An 18889-nucleotide genomic window follows, 5' to 3' on the forward strand; every position below is an offset into this window, starting at 1 on the left:
CCGCGCCTGTGAGGGCGCCCTCAGGAGCCGGAAGTCAGAGTGAGCAGTCTCTCCTTGACCTGGCGACGCAGCACCTTGCCGATCAGCGATTTGGGCAGCTCGTCGACGATGAACAGACGCCGCGGAACCTTGTACGGGGTGAGGATGCTGCGCGCATACTCGCGGATCGCTTCGACGTCGACGTCTGCCCCCGCGTCGACGACGATCGCGGCGACGACCTCCTCGCCGGAGTGGTCGCTCGGCAGACCGACCACGGCAGCGTCCACGACCTGAGGATGCTGACGCAGAGCGCTCTCGACCTCGGTGGGGGCCACATTGAAGCCGCCGGTGATGATCAGCTCCTTGATGCGGTCGACGATCCGGATGAAACCCGCCTCATCGACCGTCACGATGTCACCGGTGCGGAACCAGCCGTCGACGAAGACGGCCTCCGTCTCCTCCGGCTTGCCGTAGTAGCCGGAGAACACCTGGGGGCCGCGCACCAGGAGCTCGCCCGCGGATCCCTCAGGAACGTCGACGGTCGGGTTCTCGGGATCGACGACGCGGCATTCGGTTCCCGGAAGAGGAAGTCCCACGGTGCCGGGCACGCGGTTGTCAGCTACGGGGTTCGCCATCAACACGGGGGAGCACTCGCTGAGTCCGTATCCCTCGACGAGGAAGCCATGCGTCGCCGCCTCGAACGGCACCACGAGTTCGTGCGGCAAAGCCATGGCACCGGAGATCGCGACCTCGATGCCGTCGAGCGAGACATCCTTCGCCTTCGCCGCCGACAGCAGGCGGTCGGCGATCGGGGGCACGAGGGGAAGGAAGGTGGCGGGGTGCTTCTTCATCACGTCGAGCACGAGATCCGGATCGAACTTCGGGAAGAGCACCAGGCGCGCACCCATGGACATCGCGAACGTCAGGCAGAGCGTCAGACCGTATGCGTGGAACATCGGCAGCACCGCGTACACGACGCAGCCCTTGCCGCGCTGGATCGACGGAACCCATGCCTGCGACTGCGCGGCGTTCGCGAGCAGGTTGCCGTGGGTCAGGGCGGCGCCCTTGGGGGTTCCCGTCGTGCCGGACGTGTATTGGATGATCGCGAGGTCGTCGGTGGCGGGCTTCGGGTGCGCGGCAGGGATCGGGGCGGACTGCACCAGCGAGTCCCAGGTGACGGTTCCTCGCACCTTCTCGGTCAGAGCGGCGCGAGACTCACGGGCCTTCGCCACCGGCAGCCGTAGCGCCACACGAGTGAGAAGGGGCATCGCGCGCGTCACATCGACGGAGATGAGGTTCGTCACGGCGAGGTCGGCGGGGAACTCCTGCACCGTGGCGACGACCTTGTTCCACACGATCGCGTGCTTCGCGCCATGGTCCTCGAACTGCTTCCGCAGCTCGCGCGGGGTGTAGAGCGGGTTGTGCTCGACGACGACGGCGCCGAGACGGAGCACCGCGTAGAACGCCACGATGTGCTGCGGACAGTTCGGAAGCACGATCGCCACGGGATCGCCCGCCCGCACGCCGAGGTCGCGCAGTCCTGCGGCTGCTCGGTCGATCGCATTCTGCAGTTCTGAGTACGACGTCTCACGACCGAAGAACTGCAGGGCGGGGGCATCCGGGTAGTCGCGGGCGGACGCGGCGACGATGTCGACCAGCGATCCGGACACGGGGGAGAGGTCTTCCGGGACGCCTGCGGCATAGCTGGCGATCCATGGGCGAGGAGGCTGGTACGAGCTCACCCGCCCAGCATAGGGCGGCTTCGCCGGACTGCAGGGACCCGGTGAGCACGGCAACTAGACTGGGGCCGTGTCTGAAATCACCCCTGATCTCGTGCGTCATCTCGGCGTGCTCGCGCGCATCCAGCTCAACGACGACGAGGTGTCCCGACTCACGGGCCAGCTCGATGCCATCGTCGACAACATCGCGAAGGTGTCGGAGGTCGCAGGCCCCGACATCGCAGCGACGAGTCATCCGATTCCGCTGAGCAACGTCTACCGTCCCGATGTGGTGGGCGAGACCCTCACACACGAGCAGGTGCTCCAGAACGCGCCGGATCAGGCCGACGGCCGATTCCGCGTCACCGCGATCCTGGGAGAAGAGCAGTGAGCGACATCATCCGCATGACTGCGGCGGAGCTTGCCGACAAGCTCGCCAGCCGCGAGATCTCGAGCGTCGAGGCCACTCGCGCTCACCTCGACCGCATCGCAGCCGTCGACGGCGACGTTCATGCCTTCCTGCACATCAACGAGGGTGCGCTCGAGGCGGCCGCCGCTGTCGACGCCCAGCGTGCGGCGGGTGAGCAGCTCGGCCCGATCGCCGGCGTGCCGCTCGCGATCAAGGACGTCCTCGTGACGACCGACCAGCCGACGACGAGCGGCTCGCGGATCCTCGAGGGCTACCGCTCGCCGTACGACGCCACGGTCGTCGCCCGCTCGCGCGCGGCGGGGCTGATCCCGCTCGGCAAGACCAACATGGACGAGTTCGCCATGGGGTCCTCGACAGAGCACTCCGCCTACGGTCCCACCCGCAACCCGTGGGACCTCGACCGGATCCCGGGCGGTTCCGGCGGCGGATCGGCGGCAGCAGTCGCCGCTTTCGAGGCTCCGCTGGCACTCGGCTCCGACACCGGCGGCTCGATCCGTCAGCCTGCTCATGTCACCGGCACGGTGGGCGTCAAGCCGACCTACGGCGGCGTCAGCCGCTACGGGGCCATCGCACTCGCCTCCAGCCTCGACCAGGTCGGACCCGTCACGCGTACAGTGCTCGACGCGGGTCTCCTGCACGATGCGATCGGCGGGCACGACCCGAAGGACTCCACGTCTTTGCGTGACGTGTGGCCCTCATTCGCTGACGCGGCCCGTGAGGGCGCGCGCGGTGACGTGCTCAAGGGGCTCAAGGTCGGTGTCATCCGAGAGCTGCCGGACAGCGGGTTCCAGCCCGGTGTCGCGGAATCGTTCCGCAGCGCGCTCGCGGTGATGGAGGCGCAGGGCGCGGAGATCGTCGAGATCGGCGCTCCGCACTTCGAGTACGGCGTCGCGGCCTACTACCTGATCCTGCCTGCGGAGGCGTCGAGCAACCTCGCGAAGTTCGACTCGGTGCGTTTCGGCCTGCGCGTCACGCCCCACGGCACCCCCACCGTCGAGGACGTCATGTCCGCCACGCGTGACGCCGGGTTCGGCGACGAGGTGAAGCGACGCATCATCCTCGGCACCTACGCGCTGTCGGCCGGCTACTACGACGCGTACTACGGCAGTGCTCAGAAGGTGCGCACGCTCATTCAGCAGGACTTCGCGAACGCCTTCGCGGAGGTCGACGTCATCGCGACGCCCTCGGCTCCGACCACTGCGTTCAAGATCGGCGAGAAGATCGACGATCCGCTGCAGATGTATCTGAACGACATCACGACCATTCCCGTCAACCTCGCGGGCGTTCCCGGCATCTCGGTCCCCAGCGGACTCGCGTCGGAAGACGGATTGCCCGTCGGCATCCAGTTCATCGCACCGGCGCGGGAGGATGCGCGACTCTACAAGGTGGGCGCCGCCGTCGAGACGCTGCTCGTCGATTCGTGGGGAGCGCCGCTTCTCACGCGTGCACCCCAGCTCGTGGGAGGGACCCGCTGATGGCCACCGCCAAGCTCATGGACTTCGACAAGGCGCTCGAACTGTACGAGCCCGTGCTCGGGTTCGAGGTCCACGTCGAGCTCAACACGCACACCAAGATGTTCTCGGACGCGCCGAACCCGGCGAACGAGCTCTACCACGCCGCCGAGCCCAACACGCTGATCGCGCCGGTGGATCTGGGCCTGCCCGGATCGCTCCCGGTCGTGAACGAGACGGCGATCCGTTCGTCGATCAGTCTCGGTCTCGCTCTCGGATGCTCGATCGCACCGTCGAGCCGCTTCGCCCGGAAGAACTACTTCTACCCGGATCTCGGCAAGAACTACCAGATCTCCCAGTACGACGAGCCGATCGCGTTCGAGGGTTCCGTCGAGGTGGAGCTCGAGGACGGCACGATCGTGCAGATCCCCATCGAGCGCGCCCACATGGAGGAGGACGCCGGCAAGCTCACCCACATGGGTGGCGCGACCGGACGCATCCAGGGAGCCGAATACTCGCTCGTCGACTACAACCGCGCCGGTGTGCCGCTCGTCGAGATCGTGACGAAGACGATCTTCGGCACCGAGCACCGCGCCCCCGAGGTCGCCAAGGCATACGTCGCGACGATCCGTGACATCGTGCGCAGCCTCGGGATCTCCGAGGCGCGTCTGGAACGAGGCAACCTGCGCTGCGACGCGAACGTGTCGCTGCGTCCCCGCGGACAGGAGAAGCTGGGCACCCGCACCGAGACGAAGAACGTCAACTCGATGCGCTCGGTCGAGCGTGCCGTCCGGTACGAGATCCAGCGTCAGGCGCAGATCCTCGCCGATGGCGGGGCCATCACTCAGGAGACGCGACACTGGCACGAGGACACCGGGACGACCTCGCCCGGTCGTCCGAAGTCGGATGCGGACGACTATCGCTACTTCCCTGAGCCCGACCTCCTGCCGGTGGAGCCTGCAGCAGAGCTGATCGAAGCCCTGCGTGCCGAGCTCCCGGAACAGCCCGTCGCCCGTCGACGCCGTCTGATGGCCGAGTGGGGCTTCACGGACCTGGAGTTCCAGGACGTGCGCAATGGAGGGCTGCTGGAGGTCGTCGAAGCGACGATCGCCGCCGGCGCGACTCCGGCGACGGCCCGGAAGTGGTGGACGGGCGAGATCACGCGCCTCGCCAACTCACAGGAGAAGGACGTCACCGAGCTGGTCTCGCCGGAGAACGTCGCGGCCCTGCAGAAACTCGTCGACGCCGGAACGCTCACAGACAAGCTCGCGCGTCAGGTGCTCGAGGGCGTCATCGCGGGCGAGGGCACGCCTCAGGAGGTCGTCGACGGCCGCGGACTCGCGGTCGTCTCGGATGACGGTGCGCTGATCGCAGCGATCGACGACGCACTCGCAGCGCAGCCCGATGTGCTGGCCAAGATCAAGGACGGAAAGGTCCAGGCCGCCGGGGCCGTTATCGGCGCTGTGATGAAGGCGATGAAGGGCCAGGCGGACGCCGCCCGTGTCCGCGAACTCGTCCTCGAGCGCGCTGCGCAGTAACCGATTCCCCCGGGCCTCATGTCCGAGGCCCGGGGGAGAATGGTGTCATGGGTCACGGTGACGGCAGAGGGCGCATCGTGTCGTCCGCGGATGCCGACGACACCGGCACGAGCATCCTGCACGTCGATATGGATGCGTTCTACGCGGCCGTCGAGGTGCTCGATGATCCGAGCCTGCGAGGACTGCCGTTGATCATCGGAGCGCCTGACGGTCGCTCGGTGGTGTCGAGCGCCTCGTACGAGGCTCGTCGCTACGGCGTTCGCGCAGCTATGCCGGTCTCTCAGGCTCTGCGCCTGTGTCCTTCTGCGCGCATCGTCCCTCCGCATTTCCATCGATACCACGCCGTCTCGCGACAGGTCATGGCGATCTTCGAGTCGTTCACGCCTCTCGTCGAGCCGCTCTCTGTCGACGAGGCGTTTCTCGATGTGCGGGGCGTCCGACGTCTGTGGGGGAGCCCTGCGAGAATCGCGTACCTCGTTCGCGAGCGAGTCAGAGAAGAGGTCGGGATCACCTGCAGCGTCGGCGTCGCTGCGACCAAGCATGTGGCGAAGATGGCCTCGACGATCTCGAAACCTGACGGGATGCTGGTCATCGCCGCATCGGAAACCCAGGACTTCCTCGATCCGCGCCCAGTGCGTGCGATGTGGGGTGTGGGCCCGAAAGCCGCCGAAGCGCTGGAGGGACGAGGAATTCGCACAGTGCGGGACATCCGCACCTCGTCGCGGGCGATTCTCGACCGTGCCGTCGGACCGGCTCTGAGCGCTCGGCTCTCGGAACTCGCCCGCGGGGAGGACCCCCGTGCAGTCGAGACCGAGCGGGTGGAGAAGAGCATCGGGCACGAGGAGACCTTCGACACGGACATCATGGACCGATCGTTCCTCAGGGCTGAGCTGCTGCGCCTCGCGGACCGCGTCGCGGCGCGTCTGCGGAAAGCAGAGTGGGAGACCTCGACCGTCGCCATCAAGATCAGGTTCGACGACTTCCGCACCATCAGCCGTTCACAGACGCTCCCGGAACCCACCGCGGTGGGGCAGCGCATCGGCGAAGCGGCTCAGACGCTCTTCGATCAGATCGAGCGACGCGATCCTGTGCGGCTCGTCGGGGTGCGCGCAGAGAAGCTGCGTCCCGCCGGCGGTGGCGGGTTCGGCCTGTGGGACGACGATGAGGACTGGCGACGCGTCGAGGGCGCGGTCGACGACGCCGTGGCACGGTTCGGGAGCGCCACGATCAGTCGAGCGCGCCACATAGGGCGCGGTGACGGCCGCGGTGCTGCCCAGCATCCCAAGGCCCATGGACTGGATTGACGCTTGTCGCGGACGATTCCTGGACTAGCGTGGAGCCATGCCCAACATTGCACTGGAACTCGGAAAGCAGGCCGCCGCGTTCGGCGTGAAGAGCGCGTACGGCGAACAGCAGGATGTCGATGGAGTGAGCATCACTCCTGTCGCTTTCACCTACTCCGGCTTCGGCGGAGGCAGCGGTGACGGCGCCGAAGGCGGTGGTGGCGGCGGTGCCTCCGTTCCGGTCGGCGTCTACGTCCGCCGCGAGGAGGGACTCCGATTCGAGCCCAACATCGTGACGCTGCTCGTCGTCGCCGTGCCGTTCATCTGGGTCACCGGGCGCGCGCTCTCTCGCATCATCCGTGCACTCAAGAAGTGACGACCCGGTCGCTGTCGCGCTCGAGCGCGCAGCGACCCGGATCGTCGAGGACATCCGGATGCTGTCTGCGGCCAATCCGGTCGTCCTCATCGACGGTCGCAGCGGTGCCGGTAAGACGACTCTCGCCCGGATGCTCGTCCAGCGCTGGCCGATCGCCGGACGGGTGCAGCTCGTCGCTCTCGACTCCATCTACCCCGGTTGGGACGGCCTCAGCGACGGAGTGGAGCGAGCACTGAACGGTATTCTGCGTCCGCATGGTCGCGGGTACCTCGGGGAGTGGCGACGCTGGGACTGGGCGAAGGGCGCCGAGGCTGAGACTCACGCGGTAGACCCCTCGCTGGGCGTGCTCATCGAGGGGAGCGGGATACTGACGCCGGCCACCGCGGCGATCGCGGACGTGCGCGTCTGGATCGAGTCCGCCGAAACCGGCCGCAAGGCGCGGGCTCTGGCGCGGGATGGGGAGACGTACCGGCCTCATTGGGAGCAGTGGGCGCGGCAGGAAAGCGATCACATCGCGCGCGATGATCCCCGCTCCCTGGCGACCAGGGTCGTCGAAGTGCCGTAGCTCAGAGGAGGCGGTCCGCCGCTTCGACAGTCAGCTCGAGACGATATCCGAGCCAGTCGTAGACGCCGTACCTCGGGTCGTCGGGATCATGATCGTCATCGTTCTGGATCCCGAGACGCTCGGCGATGACGAGTCGGAGGGCGGTGAGCGTGCGCATCCACGCGTCGACATCAGACAGGGGGATGTCGAGATCGTGCTCTGCGAAGGCTTCGTCCCGGGGCATGTCGCCGAGGTCCCCGCGCATCCCGGCGAGTGCGGTACGGACGATGTCCGCGTCCAGAGCGCGTCGATCCAAGAGATCGTCTCGGGTCGCGTCACGGAACGCGCGCGACGAGTCTTCGTCTTCGGGATAGGGGTCTGGAATCAGGCGACCGATCGCGGGATCCTCGACGTCGCGGTTCGCTCCCACGAGTTCACGGAAGTCGTCGACCAGGTGCAACAGCTGCGCACCCTCGACGCGGGCCATCCGCACCCGTACGGTCAGGTCGGTCAACTCGAAGCCTTTCGGACGGTCGCCCAGAGGCCGCAGTCGTGCATCGCCTGCGCGTGCACCTCCATCGTCTCGCGCGGGCCGGTAGCGACGATGGCCTGACCGTCGTGGTGCACCTGTCGCATCAGCATCGTGGCTCGCTCGAGCGAATATCCGAAGTAGGTGCGGAAGACCCGCACGACGTAGCTCATCAGATTCACCGGGTCGTTCCACACGACGACCTCCCAGGGCTCGAGCGGGGCGGCCGAGAGATCGAGCTGTTCGTCGATGTCAGGTGTAGCGAGGGGACTCATGCCCATCCCAGCGTGTGGAGCTGCTCGTCGTCGATGCCGTAGAAGTGCGCGATCTCGTGCACGAGGGTCGTGTGGATCTCGTCGCGAAGCTCGTCATCGGTGTCGCAGGCGGCCAGATGAGACTCGCGATAGACGACGATCCGATCCGGGAGCTCCCCGGAGCCGTATTGCGTTCGCTCCGTGAGGGCCAAGCCGTCATATAGTCCGAGCAGGTCGAGGCTTCCATCCTCCGGACGATCCTCGACGACGAACACCACGTTCTCCAGCCCGTCGACCATCTCGTCGGGCAGGCGATCGAGCTCGTCGATCACGAGCTCTTCGAAGTCCGCTGCATCCATCTCCATCAGCTCCAGCCTATTGCCGGCTGGGGGAGCTGCGCGTCAGTGGAGGAAGACGAGGAGGCCTGCGACGGCGATGAAGAGGACGCCGAAGACACTGTTGAGCGTCCGCTGCCCCCGCGAGGATCTCGTGAGCCTGCGGAACGGCCCGGCCGCTGTGGCGAAGAAGCCCCACATCACCATGATGTCGACGATGATGACGGTGCCGATGAGAGTGAGGTACTGGGGGAGTTGGGGCTCGTCCAGTCGGATGAACTGCGGGATGAAGGCGAGGAAGAAGACGATCGCTTTGGGATTGAGCAGGTTGACCCAGAATCCGCGTCTGATCATCGACCAGTGGCCCTCGTGCAGGTCGACGGCCGTCCCGTCTTCATCGGCGGCACGTCGAGGCCTCGTGAGGATCAGTCGGATTCCGAGGAAGACCAGGTACGCCGCGCCGGCATACCTGATCACATTGAAGAGGACTTCGGACTGCGAGACGAGAAGCCCCAGGCCCGCGGCGACGATCACGACATGGAGGATGAGAGCCAGCTGCTGCCCGAGGATGCCCCAGATCGATCGGCGCCAGCCCTGACTCAGAGCGTTCGACATCGTGTTGATGGCACCGGCGCCCGGTGTGAAGCTGATCACCACGCAGGCGGTCAGAAGCGAGAACCACACGGCGAGCGACACCCCGCAATCCTAGGGGCAGCTCAGCGTGCTCTCGATCACGGCCGCCTGGGCTCCAGGACCGAGGCGTCATCCGACGAGGAGAACAGAAGAAGGTCCGAGTCTCTCGACTCGGACCTTCTTCTGAGTGGGGTGAGTAACGGGACTCGAACCCGCGACATCCGGCACCACAAGCCAGCGCTCTACCAGCTGAGCTATACCCACCATGTGCCAATCGCGATTGGCAACCAGACGAGTCTATTACATGTTCGGGGTGAACTCTGACACGGTGCGAGTGGCGATGTCGCGAGCGTCGTCACTCGACGGTCCGGGCTCGTCGACGAAGACCGCCTCACGGTAGTACCGCAGCTCGCGGATCGACTCGAGGATGTCCGCGAGGGCGCGGTGTCCGCCGTCCTTCGCCGGCGCCTGGAAGAACACTCGCGGGTACCACCGCCGCGACAACTCCTTGATGCTGGAGACGTCGACGTTGCGGTAGTGCAGCCACTGGTCCACCTGGCTCATGTACTTCGCCAGGAACATGCGGTCGGTGCCGATGGTGTTGCCTGCGAGCGGAGCCTTGCGTTCGAGGGGGACGAACCGCTTGATGTAGGCGAGGGTCTGCTCCTCGGCCTCGGCCAGCGAGACGCCATGCGGGATCTCTGTGATCAGCCCGGACGACTCGTGCATCTTCGTCACGAAGTCGTTCATGTTCTCGAGTGCTGCGTCGCTCGGGCGGATCACGATCTGGAAGCCGGGATCGACCGGACGCAGTTCGAAATCGGTGATGACGACGGCGATCTCGACGAGCTCGTCGACGGAGAGATCGAGACCGGTCATCTCACAGTCGATCCAGACGAGGCGGTCGTTCTCTGAGGCAGATACCATGTCGCCATCCTATCGACGGCTCCGACATCCGAGTCGGGCGCGGTACGGTAGTTCTGTGCGCCTCCGTAGCTCAGGGGATAGAGCAGGAGCCTTCTAATCTCTTGGTCGCAGGTTCGAATCCTGCCGGGGGCACCATCGCCTGGGCCCGTGTGCGGAGGCTCATCCGTTCCGCAGCGCGGCCACCGCATCGTCTGCGCTCCAGAAGTCTCCGACGAGTCGGAAAGACGACGTGGCGAGGTGGAGGCGTTCCGCCCGATACCTGACCCCGAGGGGATCCGGGACGAGGCGCAGATGCCCGAGGACCCGGTCCTTCGCGTCCTGCACCCGCCAGAGATGGGCTGAGGCGCGCACCAGGTGCTCCTTCTTCGCCGACAGCCGCGGCGTCGCGTGGGGAACCTCGGGGACGGACGTGATCAGGGTGGCGGACATCGAATCTCCTTTCCTGATTCGAACGTATGACCGACCACCGACATTGCGCGGGTGGCAAGATGCGGCGGCAAGCGCAGTTCTTCTGCACATGCGGACGTCGATTCTGGTTGTTCAGGATCTGGTGTTCCGCGTGCGCAGGAAGCACCGCCGGAGCGCACTCTGTAGCGAGCCGGACGCACGTTCCGGGCACAGAGGAGCGAACATGTACGACACAGTGACGATCGTGGGAAACGTTGCGACCGATCCCACCCAGGGGCGCACGACCAGCGGGATCCCTGTCACGAACTTCCGACTCGCCAGCACTCACAGGCGGTTCGACGAATCGACGCGGACCTGGATCGACGTGGTCACGAACTGGTATTCGGTCGCGGCGTTTCGCCAGTTGGGAGAGCATGCCAAGGCCTCGCTGCGGGCGGGCGACAGCGTGATCGTCACCGGGAGGATGAAGATCCGCGCCTGGGAGAACAACGGCAAGCAGGGGACCAGCGTCGACATCGACGCGGATGCGATCGGCCACGACCTCCGCTGGGGCACGACCGCGTACCGCCGTAGTTCCAGATCGACCGTCGACGCGCCTCCGCGAGGTGGCGCGGCGCCGTCGGATGCGGTCAGCGACGACGCGGGGAGCCTGCGCTCGAGCGATGAGATGAAGGACATCGACACGTCGTGGGCCGCGAACGACGCCGAGCCTGGGGGATCAGGCAGCGACCTCGTGGGTTCGTTCCCCTCAGGTTCCGGTGCGTTCTGAGGGCGGGTGAGGACTGCGTCCGACGCACTCGATCGTGGTGAGCCGGACGCGTGCGGAGGAGGACGCCCGTAGACTCGGTTCGTGCTTCGACGACCGGACTCCTCCGCACCGCGTTCAGCGATCGCAGTCGGCATCGGCACGACTCTGGTGCTGCTGCTGACGGCGTGCGGTCCGACAGCCTCGCCCGCACCGGCACCGGGTCCGACCGACGCCGCTGCGTCGCCGGGGCCGTCGGCATCTCCGGCAGGTCCCGTGTTCGTGGCGGACGGCAGTGCGGAGGACAACCTGCCGCTCTTCGCAGCCGTGACCGACGGCGTATGGGCATCCGAGCAGAGGGTTTCCGGCCGCGCGTATATCGATGCCCTGACAGCGGCCGGCTTCGACAAGGCCGCCATGCAGGTGACCGCAGACGTCACGACGGTCGGAAACCCGGTCGAGAGCCTGCAGTTCGCGGTGCGTTGGGGCGACGCGGAGTGCCTCGTCGGTCAGGTGGGACCGTCGACCGGCGAGCCCGTCGCCGTCGTGATGCCCCAGCTCGCAGAGGGGCGCTGTCTCGTCGGTGCGACGCGGGCAATCGACTGGTGATACGGCGGCTCCGGTAGCGAGCCCTGCGATCGCCGGTAGGCTGGAGTGTCGATCTTCGACGCCAACAGAAGGAGCGGTTTTCGGTGGCTGAGTACATCTACTCGATGGTTCGTGCGCGCAAGGCGGTGGGCGACAAGCTCATCCTCGATGACGTCACCATGGCATTCCTCCCCGGTGCCAAGATCGGCATGGTGGGTCCGAACGGCGCCGGCAAGTCGACGATCCTCAAGATCATGGCCGGCATGGACACGCCGTCCAACGGCGAGGCGAAGCTGTCTCCCGGCTTCTCCGTCGGGATCCTGATGCAGGAGCCCGAGCTCGACGAGAGCAAGACCGTCATCGAGAACATCCAGGACGGCATCGCCATCAAGGCGAAGGTCGACCGCTTCAACGAGATCTCGATGCTGATGGCCGACCCGGATGCGGACTTCGACTCGCTTTTGGCTGAGATGGGCACACTGCAGGAAGAGATCGATGCAGCCGATGGCTGGGACCTCGACTCGCAGCTCGAGCAGGCGATGGACGCCCTCCGCACGCCGCCGGCCGATGCCGCCATCGCGCCTCTCTCCGGTGGAGAGAAGCGCCGAGTCGCGCTGGCGAAGCTCCTGCTCCAGAAGCCCGATCTTCTGCTGCTCGACGAGCCCACCAACCACCTGGACGCCGAGAGCGTGCTCTGGCTCGAACAGCACCTGCAGGCGTACAAGGGCGCGGTGATCGCGATCACCCACGACCGGTACTTCCTCGACCACGTCGCCGAGTGGATCGCCGAGGTCGACCGTGGTCGGCTCATCGGGTACGAGGGCAACTACTCGACCTATCTGGAGAAGAAGGGCGAACGCCTCGAGATCCAGGGCAAGAAGGACGCCAAGCTCGCCAAGCGCCTCAAGGAGGAGCTCGAGTGGGTGCGTTCGAGCGCGAAGGGCCGTCAGACCAAGTCCAAGGCACGTCTCGCGCGGTACGAGGAGATGGCGACCGAGGCAGAGCGGACCAGGAAGCTGGACTTCGAGGAGATCACGATCCCGGCGGGTCCCCGACTCGGGAGTGTCGTCATCGACGCGAAGAACCTGAAGAAGGGGTTCGACGGGCGTTCGCTCATCGACGGCCTCAGCTTCAGCCTTCCGCCGAACGGCATCGTCGGCGTGATCGGCCCGAACGGTGTGGGTAAGACGACGCTGTTCAAGACGATCGTCGGCCTCGAGCCGCTCGACGCGGGCGATCTCAAGATCGGTGAGACGGTCAAGATCAGCTACGTCGACCAGTCCCGGTCGAACATCGACCCGGACAAGACGCTGTGGGAGGTCGTCTCCGACGGGCTCGACTTCATCACCGTGGGCAAGACGGAGATCCCCTCGCGCGCGTACGTCTCGAAGTTCGGCTTCAAGGGACCGGACCAGCAGAAGAAGGCCGGTGTGCTCTCCGGTGGTGAGCGCAACCGACTGAACCTGGCCCTCACCCTGAAAGAGGGCGGCAACCTGCTGCTGCTCGACGAGCCCACCAACGACCTGGACGTCGAGACGCTGAGCTCCCTCGAGAACGCGCTGCTCGAGTTCCCCGGCTGTGCAGTCGTGATCACCCACGACCGGTGGTTCCTCGACCGCATCGCGACGCACATCCTCGCGTACGAGGGTACCGACGAGAAGCCCGACCAGTGGTACTGGTTCGAGGGCAACTTCGAGGCGTACGAGGAGAACAAGATTCAGCGCCTCGGTGCAGACGCGGCGAAGCCGCACCGCTCGACGCACCGCAAGCTCACGCGCGACTGACCGCCCGATGTCCGACCTGACACCGGGATCCCGGCTGCACATCCCGATCCACCTCCGCTGGGGGGATCTGGACGCCTTCAATCACGTCAACAACACCTCGATGCTGAAGCTCCTCGAGGAGGCGCGCGTACGCGCGTTCTGGCGTGCGGGTCCCGGTGAGCAGGCGCCATCCACGGCTGTGCTCGACTCAGGCATCGACGAGGGAACGCTGACGCTCATCGCTCGTCAGGAGATCGAGTATCTCGCACCGGTGCCTTATCAACGGCGCCCGCTCGAAGTGCAGATGTGGTTCGGCAAGCTCGGCGGCTCCAGCGTCGAGGTCTGCTACGAGGTGCACAACGACCCGACGGCGGAACCTCGTACGATCTATGCGCGCTCCACCGCCATCATCGTGCTCGTCGATGCGAAGACCGGACGACCCACGCGGCTCACGCAGGAGATGCGCGAGGCCTGGGAACCGTACGTCGGGCCGTCCATCGAGTACGCCCACCGGTGAGGTGAGCTGACTCGTCGGCGCCGGCCGGATCACGCCGGTGCGGGCACCCTGACCATGATCTCCTGCGCGACCGAGGCGACGAGGTCGCCCGACTGCGTGTAGATGCGTCCCTGGGCGAGTCCACGGCCGCCGCGCGCGTTCGGGGACTCCTGCAGATAGAGCAACCACTCGTCGACACGTGCGGGACGGTGCCACCACATCGCGTGGTCCAGGCTCGCCACCTTGAGCCCGGGCAGGCCCCAATAGACGCCATGGGCCCGGAGGATCGATTCCTGGATCGTCATGTCGCTCAGGTATGCGAGAGCCGCCCTATGGATGCGCTGGTCATCGGGAAGCGGCGCCTTCATTCGCATCCACACACCCTGTTGAGGGACGCGGTCGTCTGCGCTCGGCAGAAACAGAGGCGAGTCGATATGGCGCACGTCGGCCGCGCGATCACTGAGCATCCGCACGACGCCGGACGGCAGACCGTCGACGCGCTGCTCATCGGGGAGCAAGGAGTCGGGACCGGGGACATCGGCGGGCATGGGGACGGCATGCTCGAGTCCCGGATCCTCGTCCTGGAAGGACGCGATCATCGAGAAGATCGGTACGCCGTTCTGATAGGCCTGTGATCGGCGAGTCGAGAAGGATCGCCCGTCGTGGATGCGATCCACGGCGATCGTGATTCCCTGACTCGCGTCGCCCGGCCGCAGGAAGTAGCCGTGCATGGAGTGGACAGCCCGATCCTCCGGAAGCGTGCGCTCCGCGGCGAGCAGGCTCTGCGCGAGCACCTGGCCACCGTAGATCCGTCCGGACGGCATCGGATGCGACGAACCGGTGAAGATGTCCTCGGTGGTGCGTGCCTGCGTCGAGTCGAGATCGAGCACGTCGAGGAGTTGTTCGACGGTGCGGATCGCGTGGGCGTCGGCGGTCATGACTTCCTTCCCGCGACTGCGGATGCTTCTGGCGTTGCTAGTTTAGAGGGTGTGCCCCACCAGCTTCTTCTCGCAGACGCCGAGACCGCGAAGGACGTTCTGACCTTCCTCGGACGAGCGACCCGCATCTCCGATGAAGGGGTTCGGCTGCAGGCAGCGCGGGGAGTTCTCGCGCTGACGGGCGCCGCGCTCTCCCCCCACGGCCTGTTCGATCAGACTCCGACGGTGCTGGCGATGCGAGTCGTCCAGGCGGACCCCGAGCTCGAGTGCGACGTCGTCGTCGCCGCGCTCACAGCGACGGACGACGAGCGCGCCCTGACGCTGCCGGAGACCGGGCTCTCACCCGCGTGGGCCGGGGTCGCCCCGCCGCGCGGTCACTGGCGGGCGACGTCGACCCTGCCGGCATCCGTGATCGCCCGACGCGCCCAGTGGGGGATCAGCGCCGTCGCTCGTGGAGCGACGCCGGGCGCGGGCGAGGAGGCCGTCAGAGCCCTCCGTGCGGCCATCTGGGGCGAGCCCGATGACGATCTCGGCGGTCTGCCCCGCGGAGTGGCATTCGCGGCGGACGCGTTCGGCTTCATCTCCGGCGAGGAGGACGTTCCTGTCATGCAGTCGGGGCGATGGACTCGGCTCGCCTTCCGTCGCGGACACGTCCTCTCCCGAGGTCCCGTCGCCTCAGGGCTGACCGCCGTCAGGGGTACGGGCTCCGCACAGTAGACGGGTACGAGCTCACCGCGCGGCAGCGCGCCCGGCCTGACGACCCGAGAAGAGACATCCGCCGAGGAACGTGCCCTCGAGTGCGCGGTAGCCGTGCATCCCGCCGCCGCCGAAGCCGCTCGCCTCGCCCGCGGCATACAGGCCGGGGATCGGTTCGCCGTCGGCTCCGAGAGCGCGGCCGTCGAGATCGGTATTGATTCCGCCGAGTGACTTCCGCGTGAGGACGTGCAGTTTCACAGCGACGAGCGGACCTGCTGCCGGATCCTGGAGCCGGTGCGGTGCGGCGGTGCGGATCAGCCTGTCGCCGCGGTATCCGCGCATGGAGCGAAGCATGCCGATCTGGGCGTCCTTCGAGAACTCGTTGTCCATCTCCAGGTCGCGCGCCACGACCTCCCGTCGGACGTGGTCGATGTCGAGCGATTCGCCGCCGGGATGCCGCTTCATCTGCTCGAGCAGGGACTCGAGATCGTTCTCGACGATGAAGTCCTCACCCTCGTCGAGGAATGCCTGCACCGGGCCGGTCGGTCCCTTCGCCAGTCGGGACTTCACCAGCAGACCGACGTCCTTGCCCGTCAGGTCGGGGTTCTGCTCACTTCCCGAGAGGGCGAACTCCTTCTCGACGATCTGACGAGAGGTGATGAACCACGAGTGGTCGTAGCCGGTGCGGCGGAGGTGGGCGAGCGTGCCCAGCGTGTCGAAGCCAGGAAACAAGGGGACAGGCAATCGCGTCCCCGTGGCATCGAGCCACAGCGACGAGGGTCCGGGGAGGATGCGGATGCCGTGGGACGGCCAGACCGGATCCCAGTTCGTGATGCCTTCGACGTAGTGCCACATCCGGTCACCGTTCACGAGGCGAGCCCCCGCCGCGTCCGAGACGGCGTGCATCGATCCGTCCACGTACGCGGGCACCCCCGTCAGCATGTGCTCGGGCGGCACGCCGAGGCTCGCAGGCCATGCCGCACGCACGAGATCGTGGTTGCCGCCGATGCCGCCCGAGGAGACGATCGTCGCTCCGGCGCTGATCTCGAAGTCGCCGATCGCGGACCGTGACGACTCGACGCCGCGAAGCGCGGGGCTCGACTCCAGGATCGTTCCCCGTACGCCGGTGACGGCTCCGTCGGTGGTGACGAGTTCGGTCACCCGGTGGCGGGGCAGGATCGTGATCCGGCCCTCGCGCTCACCCTGTTCGACTGCTGCGGCGAACGGAGCCACGACACCGGGTCCGGTGCCCCAGGTGATGTGGAATCGCGGAACCGAGTTGCCCGGACCGAGTGCACCGTATCCGCCTCGCTCGGCCCATCCGACCACGGGGAAGAACGTGACGCCGCGTTCGCGCAGCCACGCGCGCTTCTCACCGGCCGCGAACTGGAGGTAGGCCTCGGCCCACCGGCGCGGCCAGTGATCCTCCGGGCGGTCGAAGGAGGCCGTTCCGAACCAGTCCTGGGTCGCCAGCGCGAGCGAATCCCGGATCCCCATCCGTCGCTGCTCGGGCGAATCGATGAAGAAGAGTCCGCCGAACGACCACCACGCCTGCCCGCCGAGATTCGTGCGCGGCTCCTGGTCGACGAGGATCACGCGACGCCCGGCATCCAACGCCTCACTCGCCGCGACGAGCCCGGCAAGCCCCCATCCGATGACCAGTACGTCTGCAGACAGGGGCGTGGTCGTCATGTGCTCTCCGTTGATTCCTGACGTGATCGCGTCTCGAGCTTGGGACGCCCGGCGGAGGGTGCGCCGATGCCGGACGGCTCGAATGTGTTCACCATGGCATACGCGGCTCGTTCCAGGTAGTCCCAGAGCGTCGATTCGTGGAGTGGCGACAACTGCGCCTCGTCCACGGCCGTTCGCATGTGCCGGAGCCACCGGTCACGCGCGTCGGGGTCGACGTGGAACGGCATGTGGCGCATCCTGAGGCGGGGGTGGCCACGAGTCTCGCCGTACGTCGTGGGGCCACCCCAGTACTGCTCGAGGAACAGGAGCAGGCGTTCCTCGGCGGGGCCGAGATCCTCTTCGGGATACATCGGCTTCAGGACAGGATCGAGTGCGACCTCGCGGTAGAAGACCGACACGATCTTCGCGAAGGTGTCGCGACCGCCGACCTCGTCGTAGAAAGTCACTTCTGGGAGCTCCCGTCGTCGTTCGTCTTCTTGCGTCGCCAGATTCCCCTGTCCGGGATCACAGGCACGCCGGTGACCGCGTTCGGACGGGTCTTGGGCGGATTCGCACCTCGAACCCGGCGTGCACCGTCGAGACCGGTGGGCACGACCGTCGTCATGCTCGGGAGCGCGATCTCGTTCTCGAGCAGGGCCGACCGCAGACGCTTGCGCAGCTCCTGCGCGACGTCGTCCTTGGCGTTCGCACGAGCCTTGATGACAAGACGGATGACCAGGGCGTCGCCGTCGATCGACTCGAGACCCCACAGCTCCGGCTTCTCGACGATGCGAGTTCGCCACTTCGGATCCTTGGCCAGCGCCAGCGCGGTGTCCAACATGGTCTGCTCGGCCTTGTCGAAGTCCGAGTCGACGGGCACACCGACGTCGATGATCGCGCGCGCCCAACCCTGGGACATGTTGCCGATGCGGAGCACCTCGCCGTTGCGGACGTACCAGAGGGTGCCGTTCACATCACGGACCTGGGTGATGCGCACACTCACATACTCGACGACGCCTGACGCGAGACCGAGATCGACGACGTCGCCGATGCCGATCTGATCCTCCGCGACGATGAACATGCCGTTCAGCACGTCCTTGACGATGTTCTGAGCGCCGAAGCCGAGGCCCGCGCCGACCGCCGCAGTGAGCAGTGTGAGGGAACCGAGCAGGGTGGGGGACAGATGATTGACCACCAGCACGATCGCGATCACCACGAGCATCACGTTGACGATGTTCTGCAGGATCGTCCCGAGAGTGCGCGTCCGCTGCACGAGGCGCATGTCGGCGAGCGGAGATCGCTCGAGGGCCTGAGTGTCGTCGACGTCTGCCTTGCTCTTCGCACTGTCGACGATCCGGTGCACGACGCGTCGGATGACCACCCGGAGGACCAGACCGATCAGGATGCAGCCGCCGATGATCGCGACGACCCCGAGAGCTTGGAGGCCCACGTCGCGGAGCACGTTGACAGCATCCATCCACCAGTCGGGGAGTGGGGTCTCTGCAGGGTCAGGGTTCGTATCGAATGGCTGCATCATCCCCTCCAGAGTAGCGATCAGGCCTCTGCGCGGGCTGGATGCACCGCACA

Annotated in this window: 22 protein-coding genes and 2 tRNA genes; 12 read left to right on the top strand and 12 right to left on the bottom strand. The window is 66.7% G+C overall.

Annotated elements, in window-relative coordinates; translation table 11 throughout:
- Positions 1-20 precede the first annotated feature (20 nt).
- A complete protein-coding gene (locus tag BMW26_RS08020; RefSeq protein WP_053096011.1) occupies positions 21-1721 on the bottom strand; it encodes a long-chain-fatty-acid--CoA ligase in 1701 nt (566 codons plus the stop codon).
- 67 nt (positions 1722-1788) lie between these two features.
- Here BMW26_RS08020 and gatC point away from each other — a divergent pair, with 67 nt between their 5' ends.
- The 6 genes from gatC to BMW26_RS08050 are packed head-to-tail and all read left to right on the top strand — an operon-like array spanning position 1789 to position 7340.
- Positions 1789-2088: an Asp-tRNA(Asn)/Glu-tRNA(Gln) amidotransferase subunit GatC gene (gatC, locus tag BMW26_RS08025; protein ID WP_053096012.1), complete on the top strand. Its 300-nt coding sequence runs from the start codon at positions 1789-1791 to the stop codon at positions 2086-2088.
- Positions 2085-3602 (top strand): Asp-tRNA(Asn)/Glu-tRNA(Gln) amidotransferase subunit GatA, encoded by a 1518-nt coding sequence (gene gatA / locus BMW26_RS08030; RefSeq protein ID WP_072591242.1) that lies wholly within the window; start codon positions 2085-2087, stop codon positions 3600-3602. Before gatC ends, gatA begins: the two co-directional genes overlap by 4 nt.
- Complete coding sequence (gene gatB / locus BMW26_RS08035; RefSeq protein ID WP_072591243.1) at positions 3602-5116, top strand: Asp-tRNA(Asn)/Glu-tRNA(Gln) amidotransferase subunit GatB; 1515 nt, start codon at positions 3602-3604, stop codon at positions 5114-5116. Before gatA ends, gatB begins: the two co-directional genes overlap by 1 nt.
- A gap of 47 nt (positions 5117-5163) precedes the next feature.
- Positions 5164-6420, top strand: coding sequence for a DNA polymerase IV (dinB, locus tag BMW26_RS08040; protein ID WP_072591244.1), 1257 nt, complete (start codon positions 5164-5166; stop codon positions 6418-6420).
- Positions 6421-6457: 37 nt separating this feature from the next.
- On the top strand, positions 6458-6775 hold the full coding sequence (locus tag BMW26_RS08045; protein ID WP_072591245.1) for a hypothetical protein: 318 nt from the start codon (positions 6458-6460) through the stop codon (positions 6773-6775).
- A complete protein-coding gene (locus BMW26_RS08050) occupies positions 6759-7340 on the top strand; it encodes a hypothetical protein (RefSeq protein WP_072591246.1) in 582 nt (193 codons plus the stop codon). The genes BMW26_RS08045 and BMW26_RS08050 overlap by 17 nt, the downstream gene beginning before the upstream one ends.
- A 1-nt stretch (position 7341) precedes the next feature.
- On the opposite strand, the gene BMW26_RS08055 is transcribed toward BMW26_RS08050, so the two are convergent.
- The 6 genes from BMW26_RS08055 to orn form a co-directional block, all read right to left on the bottom strand.
- Positions 7342-7833, bottom strand: coding sequence for a DUF2017 family protein (locus BMW26_RS08055; protein WP_083569328.1), 492 nt, complete (start codon positions 7831-7833; stop codon positions 7342-7344).
- Positions 7830-8129, bottom strand: a complete 300-nt coding sequence (clpS, locus tag BMW26_RS08060; RefSeq protein WP_072591248.1) for an ATP-dependent Clp protease adapter ClpS — start codon at positions 8127-8129, stop codon at positions 7830-7832. Before clpS ends, BMW26_RS08055 begins: the two co-directional genes overlap by 4 nt.
- The gene (locus BMW26_RS08065) at positions 8120-8467 is read right to left on the bottom strand and encodes a metallopeptidase family protein (RefSeq protein WP_056278692.1); all 348 of its coding nucleotides are present in this window, start codon (positions 8465-8467) and stop codon (positions 8120-8122) included. Before BMW26_RS08065 ends, clpS begins: the two co-directional genes overlap by 10 nt.
- Before the next feature lie 36 nt (positions 8468-8503).
- Positions 8504-9133 (bottom strand): LysE family transporter, encoded by a 630-nt coding sequence (locus tag BMW26_RS08070; protein ID WP_072591249.1) that lies wholly within the window; start codon positions 9131-9133, stop codon positions 8504-8506.
- 125 nt (positions 9134-9258) lie between these two features.
- Positions 9259-9334, bottom strand: a tRNA-His gene (locus BMW26_RS08075).
- Between the two features lie 36 nt (positions 9335-9370).
- A complete protein-coding gene (gene orn, locus BMW26_RS08080) occupies positions 9371-9997 on the bottom strand; it encodes an oligoribonuclease (protein WP_053096022.1) in 627 nt (208 codons plus the stop codon).
- A gap of 59 nt (positions 9998-10056) precedes the next feature.
- On the opposite strand from orn, the gene BMW26_RS08085 reads away from it, so the two are divergent.
- A tRNA-Arg gene (locus BMW26_RS08085) sits at positions 10057-10132 on the top strand.
- 24 nt (positions 10133-10156) lie between these two features.
- On the opposite strand, the gene BMW26_RS08090 is transcribed toward BMW26_RS08085, so the two are convergent.
- Positions 10157-10426: a hypothetical protein gene (locus BMW26_RS08090; RefSeq protein ID WP_053096023.1), complete on the bottom strand. Its 270-nt coding sequence runs from the start codon at positions 10424-10426 to the stop codon at positions 10157-10159.
- 202 nt (positions 10427-10628) lie between these two features.
- Here BMW26_RS08090 and BMW26_RS08095 point away from each other — a divergent pair, with 202 nt between their 5' ends.
- The 4 genes from BMW26_RS08095 to BMW26_RS08110 all read left to right on the top strand — a co-directional run bounded on the left by BMW26_RS08095 (position 10629) and on the right by BMW26_RS08110 (position 14018).
- Positions 10629-11174: a single-stranded DNA-binding protein gene (locus BMW26_RS08095; protein ID WP_072591250.1), complete on the top strand. Its 546-nt coding sequence runs from the start codon at positions 10629-10631 to the stop codon at positions 11172-11174.
- Between the two features lie 81 nt (positions 11175-11255).
- Positions 11256-11759: a DUF6993 domain-containing protein gene (locus tag BMW26_RS17755; RefSeq protein ID WP_072591251.1), complete on the top strand. Its 504-nt coding sequence runs from the start codon at positions 11256-11258 to the stop codon at positions 11757-11759.
- A gap of 83 nt (positions 11760-11842) precedes the next feature.
- Positions 11843-13522: an energy-dependent translational throttle protein EttA gene (gene ettA / locus BMW26_RS08105; protein WP_053096025.1), complete on the top strand. Its 1680-nt coding sequence runs from the start codon at positions 11843-11845 to the stop codon at positions 13520-13522.
- A 7-nt stretch (positions 13523-13529) separates the two neighbouring features.
- Positions 13530-14018, top strand: a complete 489-nt coding sequence (locus BMW26_RS08110; RefSeq protein ID WP_056278694.1) for an acyl-CoA thioesterase — start codon at positions 13530-13532, stop codon at positions 14016-14018.
- Positions 14019-14047: 29 nt separating this feature from the next.
- Here BMW26_RS08110 and BMW26_RS08115 read toward each other — a convergent pair whose 3' ends face one another.
- On the bottom strand, positions 14048-14935 hold the full coding sequence (locus BMW26_RS08115) for an acyl-CoA thioesterase (protein WP_056278695.1): 888 nt from the start codon (positions 14933-14935) through the stop codon (positions 14048-14050).
- A gap of 51 nt (positions 14936-14986) precedes the next feature.
- On the opposite strand from BMW26_RS08115, the gene BMW26_RS08120 reads away from it, so the two are divergent.
- Positions 14987-15652: a hypothetical protein gene (locus tag BMW26_RS08120; RefSeq protein ID WP_072591252.1), complete on the top strand. Its 666-nt coding sequence runs from the start codon at positions 14987-14989 to the stop codon at positions 15650-15652.
- Between the two features lie 12 nt (positions 15653-15664).
- Here the strand turns inward: BMW26_RS08120 and BMW26_RS08125 are convergent, their stop codons facing one another.
- The 3 genes from BMW26_RS08125 to BMW26_RS08135 are packed head-to-tail and all read right to left on the bottom strand — an operon-like array spanning position 15665 to position 18839.
- On the bottom strand, positions 15665-17323 hold the full coding sequence (locus BMW26_RS08125; RefSeq protein WP_072591253.1) for an FAD-binding dehydrogenase: 1659 nt from the start codon (positions 17321-17323) through the stop codon (positions 15665-15667).
- On the bottom strand, positions 17320-17811 hold the full coding sequence (locus tag BMW26_RS08130) for a globin (protein ID WP_232224558.1): 492 nt from the start codon (positions 17809-17811) through the stop codon (positions 17320-17322). The genes BMW26_RS08125 and BMW26_RS08130 overlap by 4 nt, the downstream gene beginning before the upstream one ends.
- On the bottom strand, positions 17766-18839 hold the full coding sequence (locus BMW26_RS08135) for a mechanosensitive ion channel family protein (RefSeq protein ID WP_072591255.1): 1074 nt from the start codon (positions 18837-18839) through the stop codon (positions 17766-17768). Before BMW26_RS08135 ends, BMW26_RS08130 begins: the two co-directional genes overlap by 46 nt.
- Positions 18840-18889 lie beyond the last annotated feature (50 nt).

Origin of the sequence: Microbacterium sp. 1.5R (assembly GCF_001889265.1) — a bacterium.
GTDB lineage: Bacteria > Actinomycetota > Actinomycetes > Actinomycetales > Microbacteriaceae > Microbacterium.

Excerpts from the sequence above, each read along its gene's own strand:
- BMW26_RS08095 (WP_072591250.1), top strand. The coding sequence starts at position 10,629 with ATGTACGACACAGTGACGATCGTGGGAAACGTTGCGACCGATCCCACC.
- BMW26_RS08125 (WP_072591253.1), bottom strand. The coding sequence starts at position 17,323 with ATGACGACCACGCCCCTGTCTGCAGACGTACTGGTCATCGGATGGGGG.
- BMW26_RS08045 (WP_072591245.1), top strand. The coding sequence starts at position 6,458 with ATGCCCAACATTGCACTGGAACTCGGAAAGCAGGCCGCCGCGTTCGGC.
- BMW26_RS08065 (WP_056278692.1), bottom strand. The coding sequence starts at position 8,467 with ATGGAGATGGATGCAGCGGACTTCGAAGAGCTCGTGATCGACGAGCTC.
- BMW26_RS08135 (WP_072591255.1), bottom strand. The coding sequence starts at position 18,839 with ATGATGCAGCCATTCGATACGAACCCTGACCCTGCAGAGACCCCACTC.
- BMW26_RS08110 (WP_056278694.1), top strand. The coding sequence starts at position 13,530 with ATGTCCGACCTGACACCGGGATCCCGGCTGCACATCCCGATCCACCTC.
- dinB (WP_072591244.1), top strand. The coding sequence starts at position 5,164 with ATGGGTCACGGTGACGGCAGAGGGCGCATCGTGTCGTCCGCGGATGCC.
- clpS (WP_072591248.1), bottom strand. The coding sequence starts at position 8,129 with ATGGGCATGAGTCCCCTCGCTACACCTGACATCGACGAACAGCTCGAT.
- BMW26_RS08090 (WP_053096023.1), bottom strand. The coding sequence starts at position 10,426 with ATGTCCGCCACCCTGATCACGTCCGTCCCCGAGGTTCCCCACGCGACG.
- gatB (WP_072591243.1), top strand. The coding sequence starts at position 3,602 with ATGGCCACCGCCAAGCTCATGGACTTCGACAAGGCGCTCGAACTGTAC.
- orn (WP_053096022.1), bottom strand. The coding sequence starts at position 9,997 with ATGGTATCTGCCTCAGAGAACGACCGCCTCGTCTGGATCGACTGTGAG.
- BMW26_RS08115 (WP_056278695.1), bottom strand. The coding sequence starts at position 14,935 with ATGACCGCCGACGCCCACGCGATCCGCACCGTCGAACAACTCCTCGAC.